At 70.0% G+C, this 15,111-nt stretch carries 13 protein-coding genes; 5 read left to right on the top strand and 8 right to left on the bottom strand.

Annotated features, from left to right (window positions below; translation table 11 throughout):
• Window positions 1-13: 13 nt before the first annotated feature.
• From purL to AC3RXZ_RS10285, 3 genes are all read right to left on the bottom strand, one after another.
• Window positions 14-2,347, bottom strand: coding sequence for a phosphoribosylformylglycinamidine synthase subunit PurL (gene purL, locus AC3RXZ_RS10295; protein ID WP_491493960.1), 2,334 nt, complete (start codon window positions 2,345-2,347; stop codon window positions 14-16).
• Between the two features lie 77 nt (window positions 2,348-2,424).
• Window positions 2,425-3,216, bottom strand: coding sequence for an ABC transporter permease (locus tag AC3RXZ_RS10290; RefSeq protein WP_243228770.1), 792 nt, complete (start codon window positions 3,214-3,216; stop codon window positions 2,425-2,427).
• The gene (locus AC3RXZ_RS10285) at window positions 3,209-4,186 is read right to left on the bottom strand and encodes an ABC transporter ATP-binding protein (RefSeq protein ID WP_243228773.1); all 978 of its coding nucleotides are present in this window, start codon (window positions 4,184-4,186) and stop codon (window positions 3,209-3,211) included. Before AC3RXZ_RS10285 ends, AC3RXZ_RS10290 begins: the two co-directional genes overlap by 8 nt.
• Before the next feature lie 86 nt (window positions 4,187-4,272).
• On the opposite strand from AC3RXZ_RS10285, the gene AC3RXZ_RS10280 reads away from it, so the two are divergent.
• Window positions 4,273-4,965 carry a TetR/AcrR family transcriptional regulator gene (locus AC3RXZ_RS10280; protein WP_243228775.1) on the top strand — a complete coding sequence of 231 codons (693 nt, stop codon included), beginning with the start codon at window positions 4,273-4,275 and terminating at the stop codon, window positions 4,963-4,965.
• Between the two features lie 59 nt (window positions 4,966-5,024).
• Here AC3RXZ_RS10280 and AC3RXZ_RS10275 read toward each other — a convergent pair whose 3' ends face one another.
• Window positions 5,025-5,981 carry a helix-turn-helix transcriptional regulator gene (locus AC3RXZ_RS10275; protein WP_491493959.1) on the bottom strand — a complete coding sequence of 319 codons (957 nt, stop codon included), beginning with the start codon at window positions 5,979-5,981 and terminating at the stop codon, window positions 5,025-5,027.
• A 105-nt stretch (window positions 5,982-6,086) separates the two neighbouring features.
• Here AC3RXZ_RS10275 and AC3RXZ_RS10270 point away from each other — a divergent pair, with 105 nt between their 5' ends.
• Window positions 6,087-6,542, top strand: a complete 456-nt coding sequence (locus AC3RXZ_RS10270) for a VOC family protein (protein ID WP_491493958.1) — start codon at window positions 6,087-6,089, stop codon at window positions 6,540-6,542.
• Window positions 6,543-6,548: 6 nt separating this feature from the next.
• Here the strand turns inward: AC3RXZ_RS10270 and AC3RXZ_RS10265 are convergent, their stop codons facing one another.
• The 3 genes from AC3RXZ_RS10265 to AC3RXZ_RS10255 all read right to left on the bottom strand — a co-directional run bounded on the left by AC3RXZ_RS10265 (window position 6,549) and on the right by AC3RXZ_RS10255 (window position 11,294).
• The gene (locus tag AC3RXZ_RS10265; protein ID WP_491493957.1) at window positions 6,549-7,877 is read right to left on the bottom strand and encodes a serine/threonine-protein kinase; all 1,329 of its coding nucleotides are present in this window, start codon (window positions 7,875-7,877) and stop codon (window positions 6,549-6,551) included.
• 150 nt (window positions 7,878-8,027) lie between these two features.
• The gene (locus AC3RXZ_RS10260) at window positions 8,028-9,551 is read right to left on the bottom strand and encodes an ATP-dependent DNA ligase (RefSeq protein ID WP_491493956.1); all 1,524 of its coding nucleotides are present in this window, start codon (window positions 9,549-9,551) and stop codon (window positions 8,028-8,030) included.
• Window positions 9,552-9,614: 63 nt separating this feature from the next.
• Window positions 9,615-11,294, bottom strand: a complete 1,680-nt coding sequence (locus tag AC3RXZ_RS10255) for a hypothetical protein (RefSeq protein WP_491493955.1) — start codon at window positions 11,292-11,294, stop codon at window positions 9,615-9,617.
• A 172-nt stretch (window positions 11,295-11,466) separates the two neighbouring features.
• Here AC3RXZ_RS10255 and AC3RXZ_RS10250 point away from each other — a divergent pair, with 172 nt between their 5' ends.
• Complete coding sequence (locus AC3RXZ_RS10250) at window positions 11,467-11,700, top strand: hypothetical protein (protein WP_243228787.1); 234 nt, start codon at window positions 11,467-11,469, stop codon at window positions 11,698-11,700.
• A 59-nt stretch (window positions 11,701-11,759) separates the two neighbouring features.
• Here the strand turns inward: AC3RXZ_RS10250 and AC3RXZ_RS10245 are convergent, their stop codons facing one another.
• Window positions 11,760-12,755, bottom strand: a complete 996-nt coding sequence (locus AC3RXZ_RS10245) for an SDR family NAD(P)-dependent oxidoreductase (RefSeq protein WP_243228788.1) — start codon at window positions 12,753-12,755, stop codon at window positions 11,760-11,762.
• Window positions 12,756-12,821: 66 nt separating this feature from the next.
• On the opposite strand from AC3RXZ_RS10245, the gene AC3RXZ_RS10240 reads away from it, so the two are divergent.
• The gene (locus tag AC3RXZ_RS10240; protein WP_491493954.1) at window positions 12,822-13,394 is read left to right on the top strand and encodes a TetR/AcrR family transcriptional regulator; all 573 of its coding nucleotides are present in this window, start codon (window positions 12,822-12,824) and stop codon (window positions 13,392-13,394) included.
• 139 nt (window positions 13,395-13,533) lie between these two features.
• On the top strand, window positions 13,534-15,075 hold the full coding sequence (locus AC3RXZ_RS10235) for an Ig-like domain-containing protein (RefSeq protein ID WP_491493953.1): 1,542 nt from the start codon (window positions 13,534-13,536) through the stop codon (window positions 15,073-15,075).
• Window positions 15,076-15,111: the final 36 nt, after the last annotated feature.

Genomic DNA, 15,111 nt, shown 5'->3' with positions numbered 1-15,111 from the left:
GTCCGACTCGTCGTCAGGCCGAGACCGGCTCGGTGACGGTGGGGCCGAAGTGGCTCGGCAGGGTGGCCTGGGACCGCTCGCGCAGTTCGGCGGCCGAGACCGTGAAGACGTCCTGCACCTCGAGCTGCGGCTCGGTGTCCGTCACGCCGATGCGCAGAACCGGGTACCCGCGTCCCTCGCACAGCCCGCGGAACTTCACGTCGTCCTCACGCGGCACGGTGACGATCACGCGCCCCGTCGACTCGGAGAACAGCGCGGTCGCGGCATCCACCCCGTCGCGCTCGATGAGCTCGTTCAGCCAGACACGGGCGCCGACGCCGAAACGCATGACCCCCTCGGCGAGGGCCTGCGCGAGGCCACCGGTCGACAGGTCATGAGCCGACGAGATCAGCCACTCGTCGCGAGCGGCGCCGATGAGACCGGCGAGGCGCTTCTCGGCATCCAGATCCACCTTCGGCGGCAGCCCGCCCAGGTGCGAGTGCACGACGTCGGCCCACGCCGATCCGCTGAGCTCGGTCGCCGTGGTGCCGAGCAGGTAGATGTTCTGGCCCTCGTCCTGCCAGCCCGACGGGATGCGGCGCGAGACGTCCTCGATGAGGCCGAGGACGCCGACGAGCGGGGTCGGGTGGATCGGCACGTCGCCGGTCTGGTTGTAGAACGAGACGTTCCCGCCGGTCACCGGGGTGCCCAGCGCGTAGCAGCCGTCCGCGAGGCCGTCGACCGTCTGTCCGAACTGCCACATGACCTCAGGGTTCTCGGGGGAGCCGAAGTTCAGGCAGTCCGTGATCGCGGTCGGGGTGGCCCCCGTGACGGCGACGTTGCGGTACGCCTCGGCCAGCGCGAGCTGGGCTCCGGCATACGGGTCGAGCTGACAGTAGCGGCCGTTCGCGTCCGTCGCGATGGCGAAGCCCAGGCCGGACTCCTCGTCGACGCGGATCATGCCCGCGTCGTCGGGGAAGGCGAGAGCGGTGTTGCCGAGCACGTAGTAGTCGTACTGGTTCGTGATCCAGCGGGTGTCGGCGAGGTTCGGCGACGCGACGAGATCGAGGAACTGCTTCTTCAGCTGCTCGGGGTCGTTCGAGCGGGGAAGGTTCTCCGCGGCGTCCGCCTGCAGGGCGTCGATCCACGTCGGATAGGCGACCGGGCGGTCGTACACCGGGCCGTCGACCGCGACGGTGGACGGGTCGACGTCGACGATGCGCTCGCCCTGCCAGTCGATGATGAGGCGGCCGTCACCGGTGACCTCGCCGAGGACGCTGGTCTCGACCTCCCACTTGTCGACGACGGCCATGAAGGCGTCGAGCTTCTCGGGGGCGACGATCGCCATCATGCGCTCCTGAGACTCCGACATGAGGATCTCCTCAGCGGTCAGGGTGGGGTCGCGCAGCAGCACGTTGTCGAGCGACACGTGCATGCCGCTGTTGCCGTTCGCGGCCAGCTCGCTCGTGGCGCACGAGATGCCGGCGGCCCCGAGGTCCTGGATGGCTTCGACGAGCTCGCCGCGGTACAGCTCCAGGCAGCACTCGATGAGCACCTTCTCGGCGAACGGGTCTCCGACCTGGACGGCGGGGCGCTTGGTGGGCCCGCCGTCGTCGAAGGAGTCGGAGGCCAGGATGCTGGCACCGCCGATGCCGTCTCCGCCGGTGCGTGCCCCGAACAGGACGACCTTGTTGCCGACGCCGGTGGCGTTGGCGAGCTTGAGATCCTCGTGGCGCAGGACGCCGACGGCGAGGGCGTTGACGAGCGGGTTGGCCTGGTAGACCGCGTCGAAGACGGTCTCGCCGCCGATGTTGGGCAGGCCGAGGCAGTTGCCGTAGAAGCTGATGCCGGCTGTCACGCCGTGCACGACGCGGGCCGTGTCGGGGTGGTCGATGGCGCCGAAGCGGAGGGCGTCCATGACGGCGACGGGGCGCGCGCCCATCGAGATGATGTCGCGGACGATGCCGCCGACGCCCGTGGCCGCGCCCTGGAACGGCTCGATGAAGCTGGGGTGGTTGTGCGACTCGGCCTTGAAGGTGACGGCCCAGCCCTCGCCGACGTCGACGACGCCCGCGTTCTGGCCCATGCCGACCATCAGGCGCTCCTTCATCTCGTCGGACACCTTCTGGCCGAAACGGCGCAGGTAGTTCTTCGACGACTTGTAGGAGCAGTGCTCGGACCACATCACCGAGTACATGGCCAGCTCACCGCTCGTGGGTCGGCGGCCCAGGATCTCGCGGATGCGCGCGTACTCGTCGTCCTTGAGGCCGAGAGCGCCGTACGGCTGCTCCTTCTCGGGGGTCGCGATCGCGTTCTCGACGGAGTCGGGGACGTGCTGACGGGCGGATGCTTCGGGGGCGGTGGTCACGCGCGCTCCAAGTGGCAGAAGGTATGGCGGGGCGGTCTCAGTCTACCGGCGCGGCAGGCTCGCGATCCGTCGATGCCTCAGGCTCGCCGTACCATCGCTCGGATGCTGATCGCCAGTGCGAGAGCGCACCAGATCAGCAGCACGATCAGGTCCCGTCCGCTCGCGGGATAGGCATCGGAGACCAGCCCTGCGCGAATGAGATCCGCCGCGGGCTGGAAGGGAAGCAGGTCATGCACGGCTTGGAACCACTCGGGAAGCCGGTCGGCCGGGAAGGTGATCGGTGAGAAGAGCATCACGAAGAACACGAGCACCTGGGTGACGAGCTGGGTGATCAACGGCGGCACGGCAACGGCGATCGCGTACCCGATGGAGCTGGCGGTGAGGGCGGTCAGGACGGATGCCGTCAGAAGCAGCGGCCAGTCGAAGGAGTAACTGAATCCGTAGCGCCAATGCGCCACGATGACGGCGACCGCCACGCTCGGGAGCATGATGCCGAGCCACACGGTGAGGTCGGCCAGCAGCACGAGGGCCCGCGGTACGGGCAGCGCGCGCAGATAGGTGAACGTGCCGTTCGTGCGCGCCTGGGCGACGCCCGAGGCGACCATGACCAGCCCGACGATCATCAGCAGCACGGTCGGGGCACCGGTGGAGAGGAACTGCGCCGACGCGGTGTCGATGTCGGGGATGAGCAGGCCGAAGCCGATGATGATCCCGGCGGCCAGCACGGCCTGCACGACGATGACGAACGGGAGCATGGTGCCGGTCTGCGCGAGAGTCCAGCGCAACAGGGTGGTGTAGCCGAGCCAGACGCCGGCGCGCCGTGGCGCCGGCGTGGTCGTCGGAGCGGAGACGATCTGCGGTTCATACATCAGCAGCATCCGTCGTTTCCGTGGCAACGCTCGAGGTCGCGGCGAGATAGGCGTCCTCCAGTGTGGCGGGGGTCAGCGCGTATCCCTCGATGCGGCCGGAGGCCCGCAGCGCCGTCGCCCACGTGACCGCATCGGCGGCATCGGCAGCCGCGAGCGTCAGCAGCACTCGGCGTCCGGATCGGACGCGTCGCGTGATCGGAATGGGAATGCCGGAGACGGATTCGGATGGATCGGCGCCGTCCGGATGCAGCGAGAGATCGAGCTGCAGATCGCCGTCGCCGGAACCCCGCAGCTGACCGGGCGACCCCGCCGCGACGACCCTGCCGCGATCGAGCACGACGAGCGAGTCGACGACGCGCTCCGCCTCCACCACGTTGTGTGTGACGAGGAGCACGCCGGCACCCTCATCGCCGAGTCGTCGAACGGTCTTCCACAGCCGCCGCCGTCGTGCGGCATCCACATCGTTGGTCGGCTCATCGAGAACGACGAGCGGCACCGGGGCGACGGCGGCCATCGCGAACGCGGTGAGGCGGCGCACCCCGCCGGATATTCCGCCGCCGTCCGGGGTCGCTCGGCAATCGAGCCACTCCTTGATGTCGAGTTCATCGGCGATCGCGCGCGTGCTCTGGTCGGCGTCCCGGCGGGAGAGCCCGCGCAGTCGCCCGGCGATCTCGATCGCGGCCCGGGGCGTCATGCCGTCGAGCGGGGCCTGCGCTTGGGGTTGCAGTGCCGCACGCTGACGCGCACGGGCGGGGGTGGCGACGGCGTCGATGCCGGCGACACGGATGGTGCCGGCATCCGGCTTCAGCAGGCCTACGATCTGCGAGACCAACGTCGTCTTGCCTGCCCCGTTGTGGCCGAGCAGCCCGACGACCTCTCCCGCCCGTACCTGCAGGCTGATCGCATCGTTCGCGACGACATCGCCGAACCGTCGAGTGACGTCCTTCAGCTCCAGAACCGTTGCAGTCATGCCCGTCCCCCCTTCGGATACCGTCGGTATCTCGAATACTGACGGTATCTGGATTCGGTCAGTAGGTCAACCAGTACAGTGGGCGGATGGCCGATCGTCCCGCTTCCCGTTCCCGGCGGTCCAGAGCCGAACGGCAGCAGGAAACCCGCCAGGCGCTCATACTCGCGGCGCTCGACGCGTTTTCTCGCGACGGCTATCACGCGACGAGCCTGGAGGGCATCGCCAACGAAGCCGGATTCTCGAAAGGTGCTGTCTATTCGAACTTCAGCGGCAAGCCGGACCTGTTTCTCGCGCTGATGGAGTTCAACCTGACGATGCTTCGCGACTCGGACTGGGATCCGCTCTCGTCCGATGAACAGGTGTCCACCTCCGCCTCCGGCACGAGGACGGAGAGCGGCGTCGAGATCGCCGACATGGTGCGAGGGTTCGGGCTCGCCACGCTCGAGTTCATCGCGACGGCGGCACGAGACGAGAAGCTCGTGCCTGCGCTGCGCGAACGCGTGCAGATGATGATCGACGCGTACGCGCGTGTCGTGACCGAAGCGCGATCTGAGGACGAGAGTCTTCCGGCCGATGACATCGCGCGCCTCATGACGGCACTCGATCAGGGCGTGACCATCCTTGCCCTGAGCGGCATCACATCCCTGGATCCCGGGATCGTGCGCGCCGGGATGCGCCGTCTGATGGACCCGGACGCCGCCGCACGTGAGCCCGCACCCGAGCGCCGGGACTCTGCTCCCTTCCCCGGCGTCGAGCAGGTGCGTAGGCTTTTCGACTGATCGCGGGCAGCAGCGGAGCCCGTGCGGCGACCTCCGCCCACCGGCGCGAGCGGTGGGTGTCAGGAGAGCGGACGCGCGGCGGCGGTGAACCGCTGGGCCAGCGTCTCTGCGGCCTCGCACAGGGCTTCGGGGCCGACGATCGTGAAAGGCGCGTCGAACCGTGCGGTCGCGGCCAGTACCCCCGTCCATGACCAGGACCCGACGGTGATCCTGCAGGAGTTCGCGTCGATCTCCTGCAGCGTGCCGTCGCCGATCCACGGCGCGACCTCGCGGGCTGGCAGCGCGATCACGAACTCGCCGACGCAGGGCCAGCGGTCTTCGGCGTCCGAGCCCTTCGCGCGCGCGGCGAGGTAGGTCTCGGCATCCGCCGCCGGCAGCGGTCGCGGTACGAACGACGGGCCGGTCGGGATGCGCGGGCTCATGCGATCGAGGCGGAATGTGCGCCAGTCGGCGGAGTCGAGATCCCAGGCGAGCAGGTACCAGCGTCCCTCGCGGGCGACGACGGCGTGCGGCTCGGTGCGCCGCGGACGCCGGTCGCGGTCTGTGCCGTAGTCGAAGCGCAGGACGTGACGATCGCGCGCGGCCACGGTCACGGCCTCGAGAACGGCGGGGTCGACGCCGACCCCGCTCGTCCGAGGGCCGGCGAAGCGGATGCCGTCGATCCTGTGCCGCAGTCGGGAGGGCATCACCTGCCGTACGGTCGCCAGGGCGCGCGCGGCCGCTTCATCGATGTCGACGCCGGTGGCGGATGCCGTCTGCAGGGCGACGGCGATCGCGACCGCCTGATCGTCGTCGAAGAGGAGAGGGGGCAGTTCGGAACCCGGTGCGAGACGATACCCGCCGTGCGGTCCCTTGAGCGCGTCGATCCGGTAGCCGAGCTCGCGCAGCCGATCGACGTCGCGGCGCACCGTGCGCGGGGTCACGGAGAGGCGCTCGGCGAGGACGTGTCCCGGCCAGTCCCGGCGCACCTGCAGCAGCGAGAGCAGCTCGAGCATGCGCGAGGGGCTGTGGGTCATGCGTCCATCCTGCCTCGAGAAGCGGACCGAAACTGACCGCTATGCCTGTGATCGTGGAATCCGACGGCGCACCGACCGTCGTTCTCTCTCAGGACAGGAAGTCTCATGACCCTCACGACCACCACCCATCTCAACTTCGGCGGCACCGCCCACCAGGCTCTCGAGTTCTATCGCTCGGTCTTCGGTGGCGAGGTCTCGATCACGCGGTATCGGGACGTCGGGATGCCGGCCGAGCTGCCCGGCGCGGACAAGGTCGTCTTCGGGCTGCTCGACGCCGCGGACGGCTTCCGGCTGCTCGCCTACGACATTCCCGGCCGCGACGACAGCGACCCCGCCGAGACGGCCGGAACGACGCGGCGCGAGAACGGGACGACGATCACGGACCGCACCTTCTTCCAGTCCCTCCAGGCCGACACCCTCGGTGAGCTGCAGGAGCGCTGGACGGCACTGGTGGCGGGCGGATCAGTCATCGAGCCCCTCGCCGCGTCGGCCTGGTCGCCCGGTTTCGGGATGCTCACCGACCGGTTCGGCGTGACCTGGGTGCTCGACGTGCGCGGCTGACCCGCATCATCCGCCCTTGCCCTTGTCGTCTTTCGTCCCGCCGTTTCCCTCGTTGCCGTTGCCGTTGCCGTTGTTGCCCTTGCCGCTGTTGCCCTGCGAAGAGCCGTCGCCGCGATCCTCGCCGCTGCCCTTCCCTCGGTTGCCGCGGTCGTCGTCGGCCGTGCCCAGGTCCTGCTGGTCCTGGAGCGCCGGTTCGGGGTCGACTGCATCCGGCGCGGGGTCGACCGGATCCGTGACATCGCCCGCGTCGAGCGACGTCACGGATGTCATCAGGCCGCCCTGCACGACACCGGCCGGTTGAGTGATGATCGCGGCACCGACGGCGACGGCCGCCGCGACGGTGAGCGTGAGGGCGGATGCGACTCCGATCCGTCGTCGCGCACCACGTCCGGCCGCGGTGGGCAGCACCGCGGCCGGCGCCGTCGTGCCGGCGTCGGCGTCGGAACGATGAGCCGCGCTCGGCGCAGGCGGAGCGACGAGCGGCGTCGCGGCGCTGGTGGCCGCGATGCTCCGGGCCGTGCGTGCGACCGCAGCCGCGTCGGGACGCTCGGCCGCGTCGAGTCGCGTCATCTGGTCGAGCAGCGCTCGCCAGTGCTCGTCGATGTCGTCGGGGAGGGACGGCGGGCGGGTCGCGCGCGTGACAGCGGACGCGCGGTCGGAGCCGAGCGACGGATATCCGGATTCGCCGGTCAGCGCCTCGAGCATGACGATGCCGAGGGCGAAGATGTCGACGGGAGTGCCCGGATCGGTGTCCCGGAGCTGCTCGGGCGCCATGTAGGCCAGCGTTCCGAGTACGACGCCGCGTCCCGTCATTCGCGAGCGGTCCAGAGCGCACGCGATACCGAAGTCGGCGAGCTTGGCGGACCACGGGCGATCCGGATCTCCCGTGGAGGCGAGGAGGACGTTGGACGGCTTCACGTCGCGATGGACGACGCCTGCCGCATGCACGGCGGCGAGTCCGTCGGCAAGATCCTGCAGGATGTGCGCGAGCGCTCGCGGCGCGAGCGTGCCCTCGGCCATCAGCGCGGCCAGCGTCGGCCCGTCGATGAACTCCATGACGAGATAACGCGGACGATGCGGCTCGAGTTGAGCGTCATAGAGGGCGACGAGCGAGGGGTGGTTGAGAGCGGCGAGCAACGCCTTCTCGGTGTGCGCACGATCGGCCGAGATCGGCCCGTCGTCCGATTCGTGGATCATCTTGATCGCCACCGTGCGGCCGAGGTGCGTGTCCTCCGCGCGGTACACGGTCGCCATTCCGCCGCGCCCCACACGATCCTGCAGCAGGTACCGGCCGTCCAGCAGTGCGGCGGTCGGTGACACCACTTCCAGCGTCATCGCGAACTCCTCCTGTCGGGAGTCCGACGCTAATCGTCGAGTGCATGAATCTCAGCGGGGTTGACGTCACGCGGAAAGGGTGATTCGCGGCCCCTACAATCGCGCGGATTCCGTCGCGCCGTGTGCGGACGCGGCATCTGGGGTGGGGATTCAGCCGCGCAGCAGCGCGCGCAGGCTCTGGATCGTGTCGGCCTCGGCGGCCGTCTTGTCGGGGCGGTACGTCTTGACCCGCGCGAACCGCAGCGCGATGCCGCCCGGGTAGCGCGGCGAGCGCTGCACTCCGTCGATCGCGATCTCGACGACGAGTTCGGGCCGGAGGAGCACCGCGTGCGGTGACCGCCCGGTCTCGTACGAGGGGAACGTCTCGGTCTGCCAGCGCAGCAGGTCGTCCGTGAGTCCCTTGAAGGTCTTGCCGACCATGACGAAGCCGCCGGCGTCTCCGAACTCGCCGTCGGGGTCGCGGGCGCCGAGATGCAGGTTCGACAGCATTCCGCGACGACGCCCCGATCCCCATTCCGCCGCGAGGACGACGAGGTCGTAGGTCAGGACGGGCTTGACCTTCACCCAGGACTTCCCGCGGCGCCCCGCGGTGTAGGTCGAGTCGATCGCCTTGACGAGGACGCCCTCGTGCCCTGCGGCGAGCGCGTCGCGGGAGAGCTGCTCGGCGGCGCCGGGGTCGGAGGTGACCACCCCCGGCATCCGCCATTCCCCGGCGATGCGGTCGAGTTCGGCGAGTCTGGTCGCGAGCGGTTCGTCGATGAGGTCTCGCCCGTCGATGTGGAGCAGGTCGAAGAACCAGGGGCGCAGGGCGAGGTCGCGCGAGACTTCGGCGCCGAACCGCGACATGGTCTGCTGGAACGGCCGCGGTCCGCCGTCCTCGTCGAGCGCCAGCGTCTCGCCGTCCAGGATGAGGTCGCGGGCGGGCAGCGCCCGGACGAACTCGACGATCTCCGGGACGCGATGGGTGATGTCGGCGAGACTGCGGGTGTAGACCCCGACCTGATCGCCGTGGCGGTGCACCTGGATGCGGGCGCCGTCGAGCTTGTACTCGACCGAGGCCTCGCCGGTGATCTCGAGCGCCGCCGTGGGCGTCGCCGCGGTGGCGGCGAGCATGGGCAGCACCGGTCGTCCGACGCGAAGGCCGACGGACTCGAGCTGCTCGGCCGTCCCGGTCAGAGCGAGCAGGGCGGTCTCACCGAGGTCGCCCGAGAGCATCGCGGCCCGGCGCACGGTCGCCACGGGGCGATCGGAGGCGCGGGCGATCGCGTCGAGCAGGACGCCGCCGAGTGCGCCGGTGCGCAGTTCGCCCAGCAGCGCGCGCATGAGGAGATCCCACTCGCGGGCGGTCGACCGTGCGGCGAGATCGGCGAGCAGGCTCGCGCGGAGCGCGGTCGACCCGGCGCCGGCCGCTGCGGCGATCGCGTCGAGCGCCAGATCGACCTCGGCGACCGTGAGCGCTGCCTCCTCGGCGTGCGCGACGTCGACGGCGGAGAGTCCGCGCCATCCGACGCCCAGCCGGCCCTGTCGGGGACTGGCGAGCAGCAGGCCGATGAGGGCGGGGAGCTCGCTCGGGTCCGCACGCTCGAGCAGCCGTGCGAGAGCATCGATCTTCGCGAGGCGCGACGAGGTCGCGGCGACGTCCTCGGTCGTGTCGACGAGCTCCGCGAGCAGCATGCGGGCATTCTCGCACCGGCGTCCGACATCCGGAACGCCCTTCCTTTCGTCGCCGGCCGGGTCCTAGGGCTTCGTGTCGTCGTGGTGCACGATCCGCCCGAGCTCGACGGCGCCGCCCGCAAGCTCCCAGTAGTGCAGTCGTCGCGCGCCGGCGACGTTCTGCTCCACGCTCGAGCGCATGCAGCGGGCGCCGTCCTCGCGCACGACGTAGGGGTCGCCACCACCCTCACCGGTGCGTAGGCGATGCAGGTCGCGCGCCGGGATCTCCCGGTCGCGTCCGGTGATCGCGTCGACGCAGGTGCGGATCGCCTTGCTCAGCTGCCCCTCGTCCAGCGCTTCGAGCGACGCGATGAAGTCGGAGCCGAGCGTGTATTCGCGCAGCGGCCAACGTTCGCGCTCGCCGGGTGAGGTGCGGTTTCCCCAGGTGCGCTCGATCTCGAAGCGGATGCCGTCGGCGGTGGCGTCCACGTGCGAGCGTTCCGCGGCGCGGCGAGCATCGCGCAGGGCGCGGCCGGTCTCGCGACGGTCCTGTTCGGCTGCGGTGAGCTTCGCCTCTGTGCTCGCGCGTTCGGCGCGTTCGTCGGCGAGCTTCGCGCGCAGCTGCTCGTTCTCGCGCCGCAGCCGGGTGAGCTCATGGTCGTCCGTGCCGCTCCCTCCGCTCGACCGGGCGACGAGGTTGGTCAGCGCGAGCATGTCCGCGTGCAGCTGCGTGAGCTCATGGGACAGCGCCGCGATGTCGCCGCGGGTCGCGTAGTCGACGGACGCGGTGGTCGGGATCATTCCGGATGCCGCGGGCACCGCGCTCTCGGACGATGCGGGAGCCGCGGCATCCGGTTGCCGTCGCGAGGGGCGGCCTTCGCCGAGCCAGGGCGCGCCGCCGATGACCAGAGGCAGGGACGGGAGCAGGGGAGCGTCCGGGTCGGCTTCGGCGCGGCTGAGGGCGGGTGGCTTTCCCGGCATCCGATGGACTCGCACGCGGACGACGTCCCCGACCGTGAGCACGTCGCCGACCGGACCGTCGCCGGTGTCGACGTCGCGACGGCGCAGCACCACGGAGATCTGCGGATGCAGCTGGACGGTCGCCCGCAGATCGGTCACCTTCACGACGAGCGCCAGCGTGTGCGAGCCGTCGGGGAAGGCATCGAGGTCCGGTGCGAGCGGCTCGGGGTGCAGTTCCGTTCCTTCGAGGATGCCGGCGACAGGCTCGTTCTCGATGAGCGCGGCGAGAAGCGGGATGTCGGGTGGGAGCAGGGCCGCCGTCGCGGTGACGGTGGATCCGTCGTCCAGGCGCACGATGGCGCGGTCGCCGCCCGCCACGAAGCCCTGCACGATGCCGGAGGCGCGACGGATGCTCGGGGTCGGCGTCGATTCCACGGTGCGCTGCACGGTCTGATGCAGGGCGTCGTCGATGAGGTCCTCGGTGGTGGCGTGGCCGGGGAAGCGCAGGTGCGAGCGCGTCCAGGCCGGGTCGGTGCCGAAGCCGATCGGGTAGGACCGCGCCGCCCCTCCGAACGCGTGCGTCTTCGGAGGCAGGAGCTGCTCGAGATGGCGGGTCACGGCGCCCGTCGCGATGGTGACGACGTCGGCGAGACCGTCCAGCTCGGTGCGCAGACGTGCGACGTCGAAGGAGAACAGCCCGTCGGCATCGGCGGAGACGAGCACGAGGGGACGGTCTCGGCGGCCGAGGATGCGGGACGCGAGTTCTTCCGCCTGGGACGGGGTGGTGACGTCGGCGGAATCCATGGGTGCGAGTGTAGGCGCCGGCTCTGGCGTGCGGTGGAGGTGCGCCGCGATTCGGCGGGCTCCCGACGATGCCGCGCGTGCGCGTTAACGGGGCACGAGCCCGAAGGCAAGGGGCTCGTGCGCGTGGCGGGGACGTTCTAGGAAGGGAGAACCGAAAGACAGGAGGGCTGTCGTGGCTTCAGGCGATATCGAGACGTTCCAGCAGAGCGGGATCTGGTTCAACCGGATCGAAGGAGAGTCGCGCACACTCGGAACCGGATTCGAGAACCGCGAGGACGCCGTGCGGGTGGGGCGCAGCGCCGCCGCGGCTCGGCAGGTCGGACATGCCGTCAAGGAGGACGCCGGACCGAGCGACGACAAGGAGCTGTTCGGGCAGCACCCGCGGGAGACGATGACCGCGCTGTGACGGGCGCTCGATGACGGATGCCGGCTCCGAGTCATCCGGGCCGGCATCCGTCAGGAGGGCTACTGGACCGACCAGCCGCCGTCGGAGGCCAGGACGGCGCCGTTGATGTTGACGGCGTCGTCCGACAGGAGGAACGTGATCGACGCGGCGAGGTGCTCGGCCGTCGCGACGGTCGGGATCGCCTGCTGGAACGGGGCGAGGCGTCCGGAGCCGTACTCCGACATGTTCGGCGGCATCGGGATGCCGGTGGCGACGCCCCCGGGAGCGACCGAGTTCACGCGGATGCCCTTGGGCCCGTACATGAAGGCCGCGGACTTCGTGACGCCGATGATGCCGTGCTTGCTGGCCGTGTAGGCGTTGCCCGAGGCGTTGCCGCGCAGGCCGGCCTCGCTCGACACGTTGAGGATCGCGCCGCGCCCGCTCTTCTCCATGATCGGAAGCACCGCGCGCATGAGCTTGAACGGTGCGGTGAGGTTGATGGCGATCACGCGGTCCCACACGGCATCCGTGGTCTCGCCGGCGGGGGAGAAGTCGTCGTTGATGCCGGCGATGTTGGCGAGGCCGTCGATGCGCTCGCCCGCAGCGGCGATGACGGCGTCGATGGCGTCCTGCTGCGTGAGATCGCCCGCGACGGTGACGACGTCGGGGAGTTCGGCCTTGAGGGCGTCGAGCTTCTCGGCGGAGATGTCGGCGGCGATGACGCGGCCGCCCTCGCGGGCGATGCGGGATGCCGTGGCCCGGCCGATCCCGGACGCCGCTCCCGTGACGATCACCGTCTTGCCGGAGAAGCGTCCGGCGGTGGGCTGCTCGGTCCAGCTGGCGTTCTCGTCGTCGGCGGGGATCTCGCCGCCGTTGGCGGCGCGCACCAGGTCATCCACGACGGACTGGGGCAGGGCGCCCTGGCTCATCGCGACGAGCTGCTGCAGCGGCAGGCCGAGCACCGGGGTGAGGAGTTCGGGATCGGCGCCGGTCTTCTCGAACAGTCCGCGGACCAGAGGTCCGCCGACCTCGTCGTTCAGCCATTCGCCGATGGTGGAGTGTGCGGTCAGGGCCATGTCGTGCTCCTTCTCTATTTCGCAACGGTGCGTCCATTTATTGTACGCCTTCGGTACGCTCGTGGGGTGGCTCGTCCCCGTAGTGAGAAGGCCCGCCAGTCGGTCCTGGCGGCGATGCGCGCCGCCCTCGTCGACGAGGGCTATTCGTCCGTGTCGATCGAGGGCCTGGCTGCGACGGCGGGGGTGTCGAAGCAGACGATCTACCGCTGGTGGCCGTCGAAGGCCGCGATCCTCGGTGAGGCGCTGCTGGAAGGGGAGGTTCCGGGAGCGGATGTCGCCCTGCCGATGACGTCGGATCTTGAGAGCGACCTCCGGGCCTGGTTCTCCGCGATGTCCGCCTCTCTCGGGGACGTCGAGGGGGTCGCGCTTGCGAGGGCGCTGATCGCGGTGACTGCGACGGATGCCGAGCTGGGAGCCGCGCTGAACGAGAGGCTTGCGGCGCCGATTCGCGCGTGGGTCTCGTCGCGTCTCGAGCGGGCCGCGGAGGCCGGGGACGTGCGGCCGGACGCGGACGCCGCGGTGATCGCGGATCAGTTCGTCGCGTTGGCGAGCTATGCCGCGTTGCAGGGGAAGGTGCTGGGGGCGGAGCAGGTGGATGCCGTGGTGGGGGTGCTGATGCGGGGGATCGGGGCAGACTGACGCCGACTGATTCACGTGAATGATCTCCGGTGTTCACGTTCCATTCAGCGACTGTCCGCTTGGCGGCACCTGCCCTCAATACCGTCGTCATCGGCGCCTCGATGACCCGGTCGTGGGCGCCTCGAAAGGACCCCCACGCATGAGAACCCTCTCTCGTCGTGCGCGCCGGCATGCCCTCGCCGTGCTCGGCGGCGCCGCGCTCGTGACCGCGACGCTCGTTCCCTCGATCGCGACCGCATCCTCAGAACCGGAGCTCGTGGGCGCGCCCGTTCCTTACCTGATCGAGAGTGCGCACGCCGCCGGCAAGGTACTCGAGATCGGCAACCAGAACGCGCAGAGCACTGTTCCCGGAGATTCGCCCGCGGCGGCCGCGGTCTTCCCCTTCGCGAAGACGCCGGAAGGACTCACGGCACAGACCGTGCTGGCCTATCCGGTGATCGGAGTCGATGGTGCGTTCGTGCTCGCCAACACGGAGGGCGGGGTGCTTGCGCGCCGCGCCAATGACGACGAGCACTACCGGTACCTCGAGATCCCGGGCATGAGCCTGGACGAGGCGGCGGTGGACCCGTTCGCGCAATGGACGATGACCGATGCCGGCGACGGTACGACGTACCTTCGCGGTGTCGAGCCTTATGCGAACGGGACGAGCGCCGGACTCGACATGTACAACTGGAAGACGGATGCCGGATCGGAGGTGCAGACGTACGACGCCGGCACCGCCGCCGTCCAGAAATGGCGTACTCACCGACTCATCGCTGACGTCGACCCGGTCGAGGGTCGTGTCGACACGGGCACGGCTCCGGAGCTTCCCGGCTCGCTGGCCGGTCGTTACAGCTGGGGCCTCACGGCGTCCCTCGCGACGACGTGGGAAGCTCCCGACCCCTCGGCGTGGGAGGTCGAGGGCACGGTGACGGTCGAGGGCACGGCGACGGGCGTGTTCGGCGAGACGGTTCCGGTCATGGCCGAATACCTGGTCGGCTCTCTCGGGGGCGCGGCCGACGTCGAGATGACCGGCTACGTCGGAATGCCCGTTGCACAGCTGCGGATGCTGGCGCCCACGACGGTCGAGCGCGCGATCTCAGGCTCCGAGGCGACCGTGACATCGCCGGTCACGTGGGACTGGTCCGTTCTGGGTGCGGATGCCACGGCATCCGAAGGTGTGATCGAGGTGCCCGCGACCGCGTCCACCGGCTTCGACGCCCGACTGCTGATCACGATCGTCCCCGCGGAGCAGGTGAACATCCTGCGCGGTACGGGTGTGAACTACGCCTACACGCACATGAACGGGGGGACCTTCCGCCTGACCGACGGGGACCGCGGCACCGCCGGCTTCGACGACTGGCGCAGCGGGGGCGCGGCGAATCGTGTGAACCCGAACACGGTGTCGTTCTATTTCGATCAACCGCGTCAGATCACCGGTGCGGCCGTCTACGACGTCGCCGGCACGCAGAACATCGGCGGTGTGACCGTGCAGTACCGCGACCTCATCGGCGGTTGGATCGACTTGCCTTCCGCGGACGAGGCTTGGCCCTATCTCAACCCGACTCCGGATCTGGAGCTCGTCGTGGACAGCGACCCGACGTTGGCCACCGGCATTCGCGTCGTGATCACGAACAAGACCAGCGAGACCTGGATGAGTCTGTCCGAGATCGAGGCCTTCGGGCCCGAGCTCGCTCGCTGACCGCCCGCTTCCGCACCCGAGATCCGAGGAAGATCG

Source organism: Microbacterium cucumeris (genome assembly GCF_058349845.2).
The sequence above is the reverse complement of the archived record's forward strand: the minus strand, read 5'-3'. Positions and strand labels throughout refer to the sequence as shown.

Excerpts from the sequence above, each read along its gene's own strand:
- AC3RXZ_RS10235 (WP_491493953.1), top strand. The coding sequence starts at position 13,534 with ATGAGAACCCTCTCTCGTCGTGCGCGCCGGCATGCCCTCGCCGTGCTC.
- AC3RXZ_RS10245 (WP_243228788.1), bottom strand. The coding sequence starts at position 12,755 with ATGGCCCTGACCGCACACTCCACCATCGGCGAATGGCTGAACGACGAG.
- AC3RXZ_RS10265 (WP_491493957.1), bottom strand. The coding sequence starts at position 7,877 with ATGACGCTGGAAGTGGTGTCACCGACCGCCGCACTGCTGGACGGCCGG.
- AC3RXZ_RS10290 (WP_243228770.1), bottom strand. The coding sequence starts at position 3,216 with ATGTATGAACCGCAGATCGTCTCCGCTCCGACGACCACGCCGGCGCCA.
- AC3RXZ_RS10270 (WP_491493958.1), top strand. The coding sequence starts at position 6,087 with ATGACCCTCACGACCACCACCCATCTCAACTTCGGCGGCACCGCCCAC.
- AC3RXZ_RS10285 (WP_243228773.1), bottom strand. The coding sequence starts at position 4,186 with ATGACTGCAACGGTTCTGGAGCTGAAGGACGTCACTCGACGGTTCGGC.
- AC3RXZ_RS10255 (WP_491493955.1), bottom strand. The coding sequence starts at position 11,294 with ATGGATTCCGCCGACGTCACCACCCCGTCCCAGGCGGAAGAACTCGCG.
- AC3RXZ_RS10275 (WP_491493959.1), bottom strand. The coding sequence starts at position 5,981 with ATGACCCACAGCCCCTCGCGCATGCTCGAGCTGCTCTCGCTGCTGCAG.
- AC3RXZ_RS10280 (WP_243228775.1), top strand. The coding sequence starts at position 4,273 with ATGGCCGATCGTCCCGCTTCCCGTTCCCGGCGGTCCAGAGCCGAACGG.
- AC3RXZ_RS10260 (WP_491493956.1), bottom strand. The coding sequence starts at position 9,551 with ATGCTGCTCGCGGAGCTCGTCGACACGACCGAGGACGTCGCCGCGACC.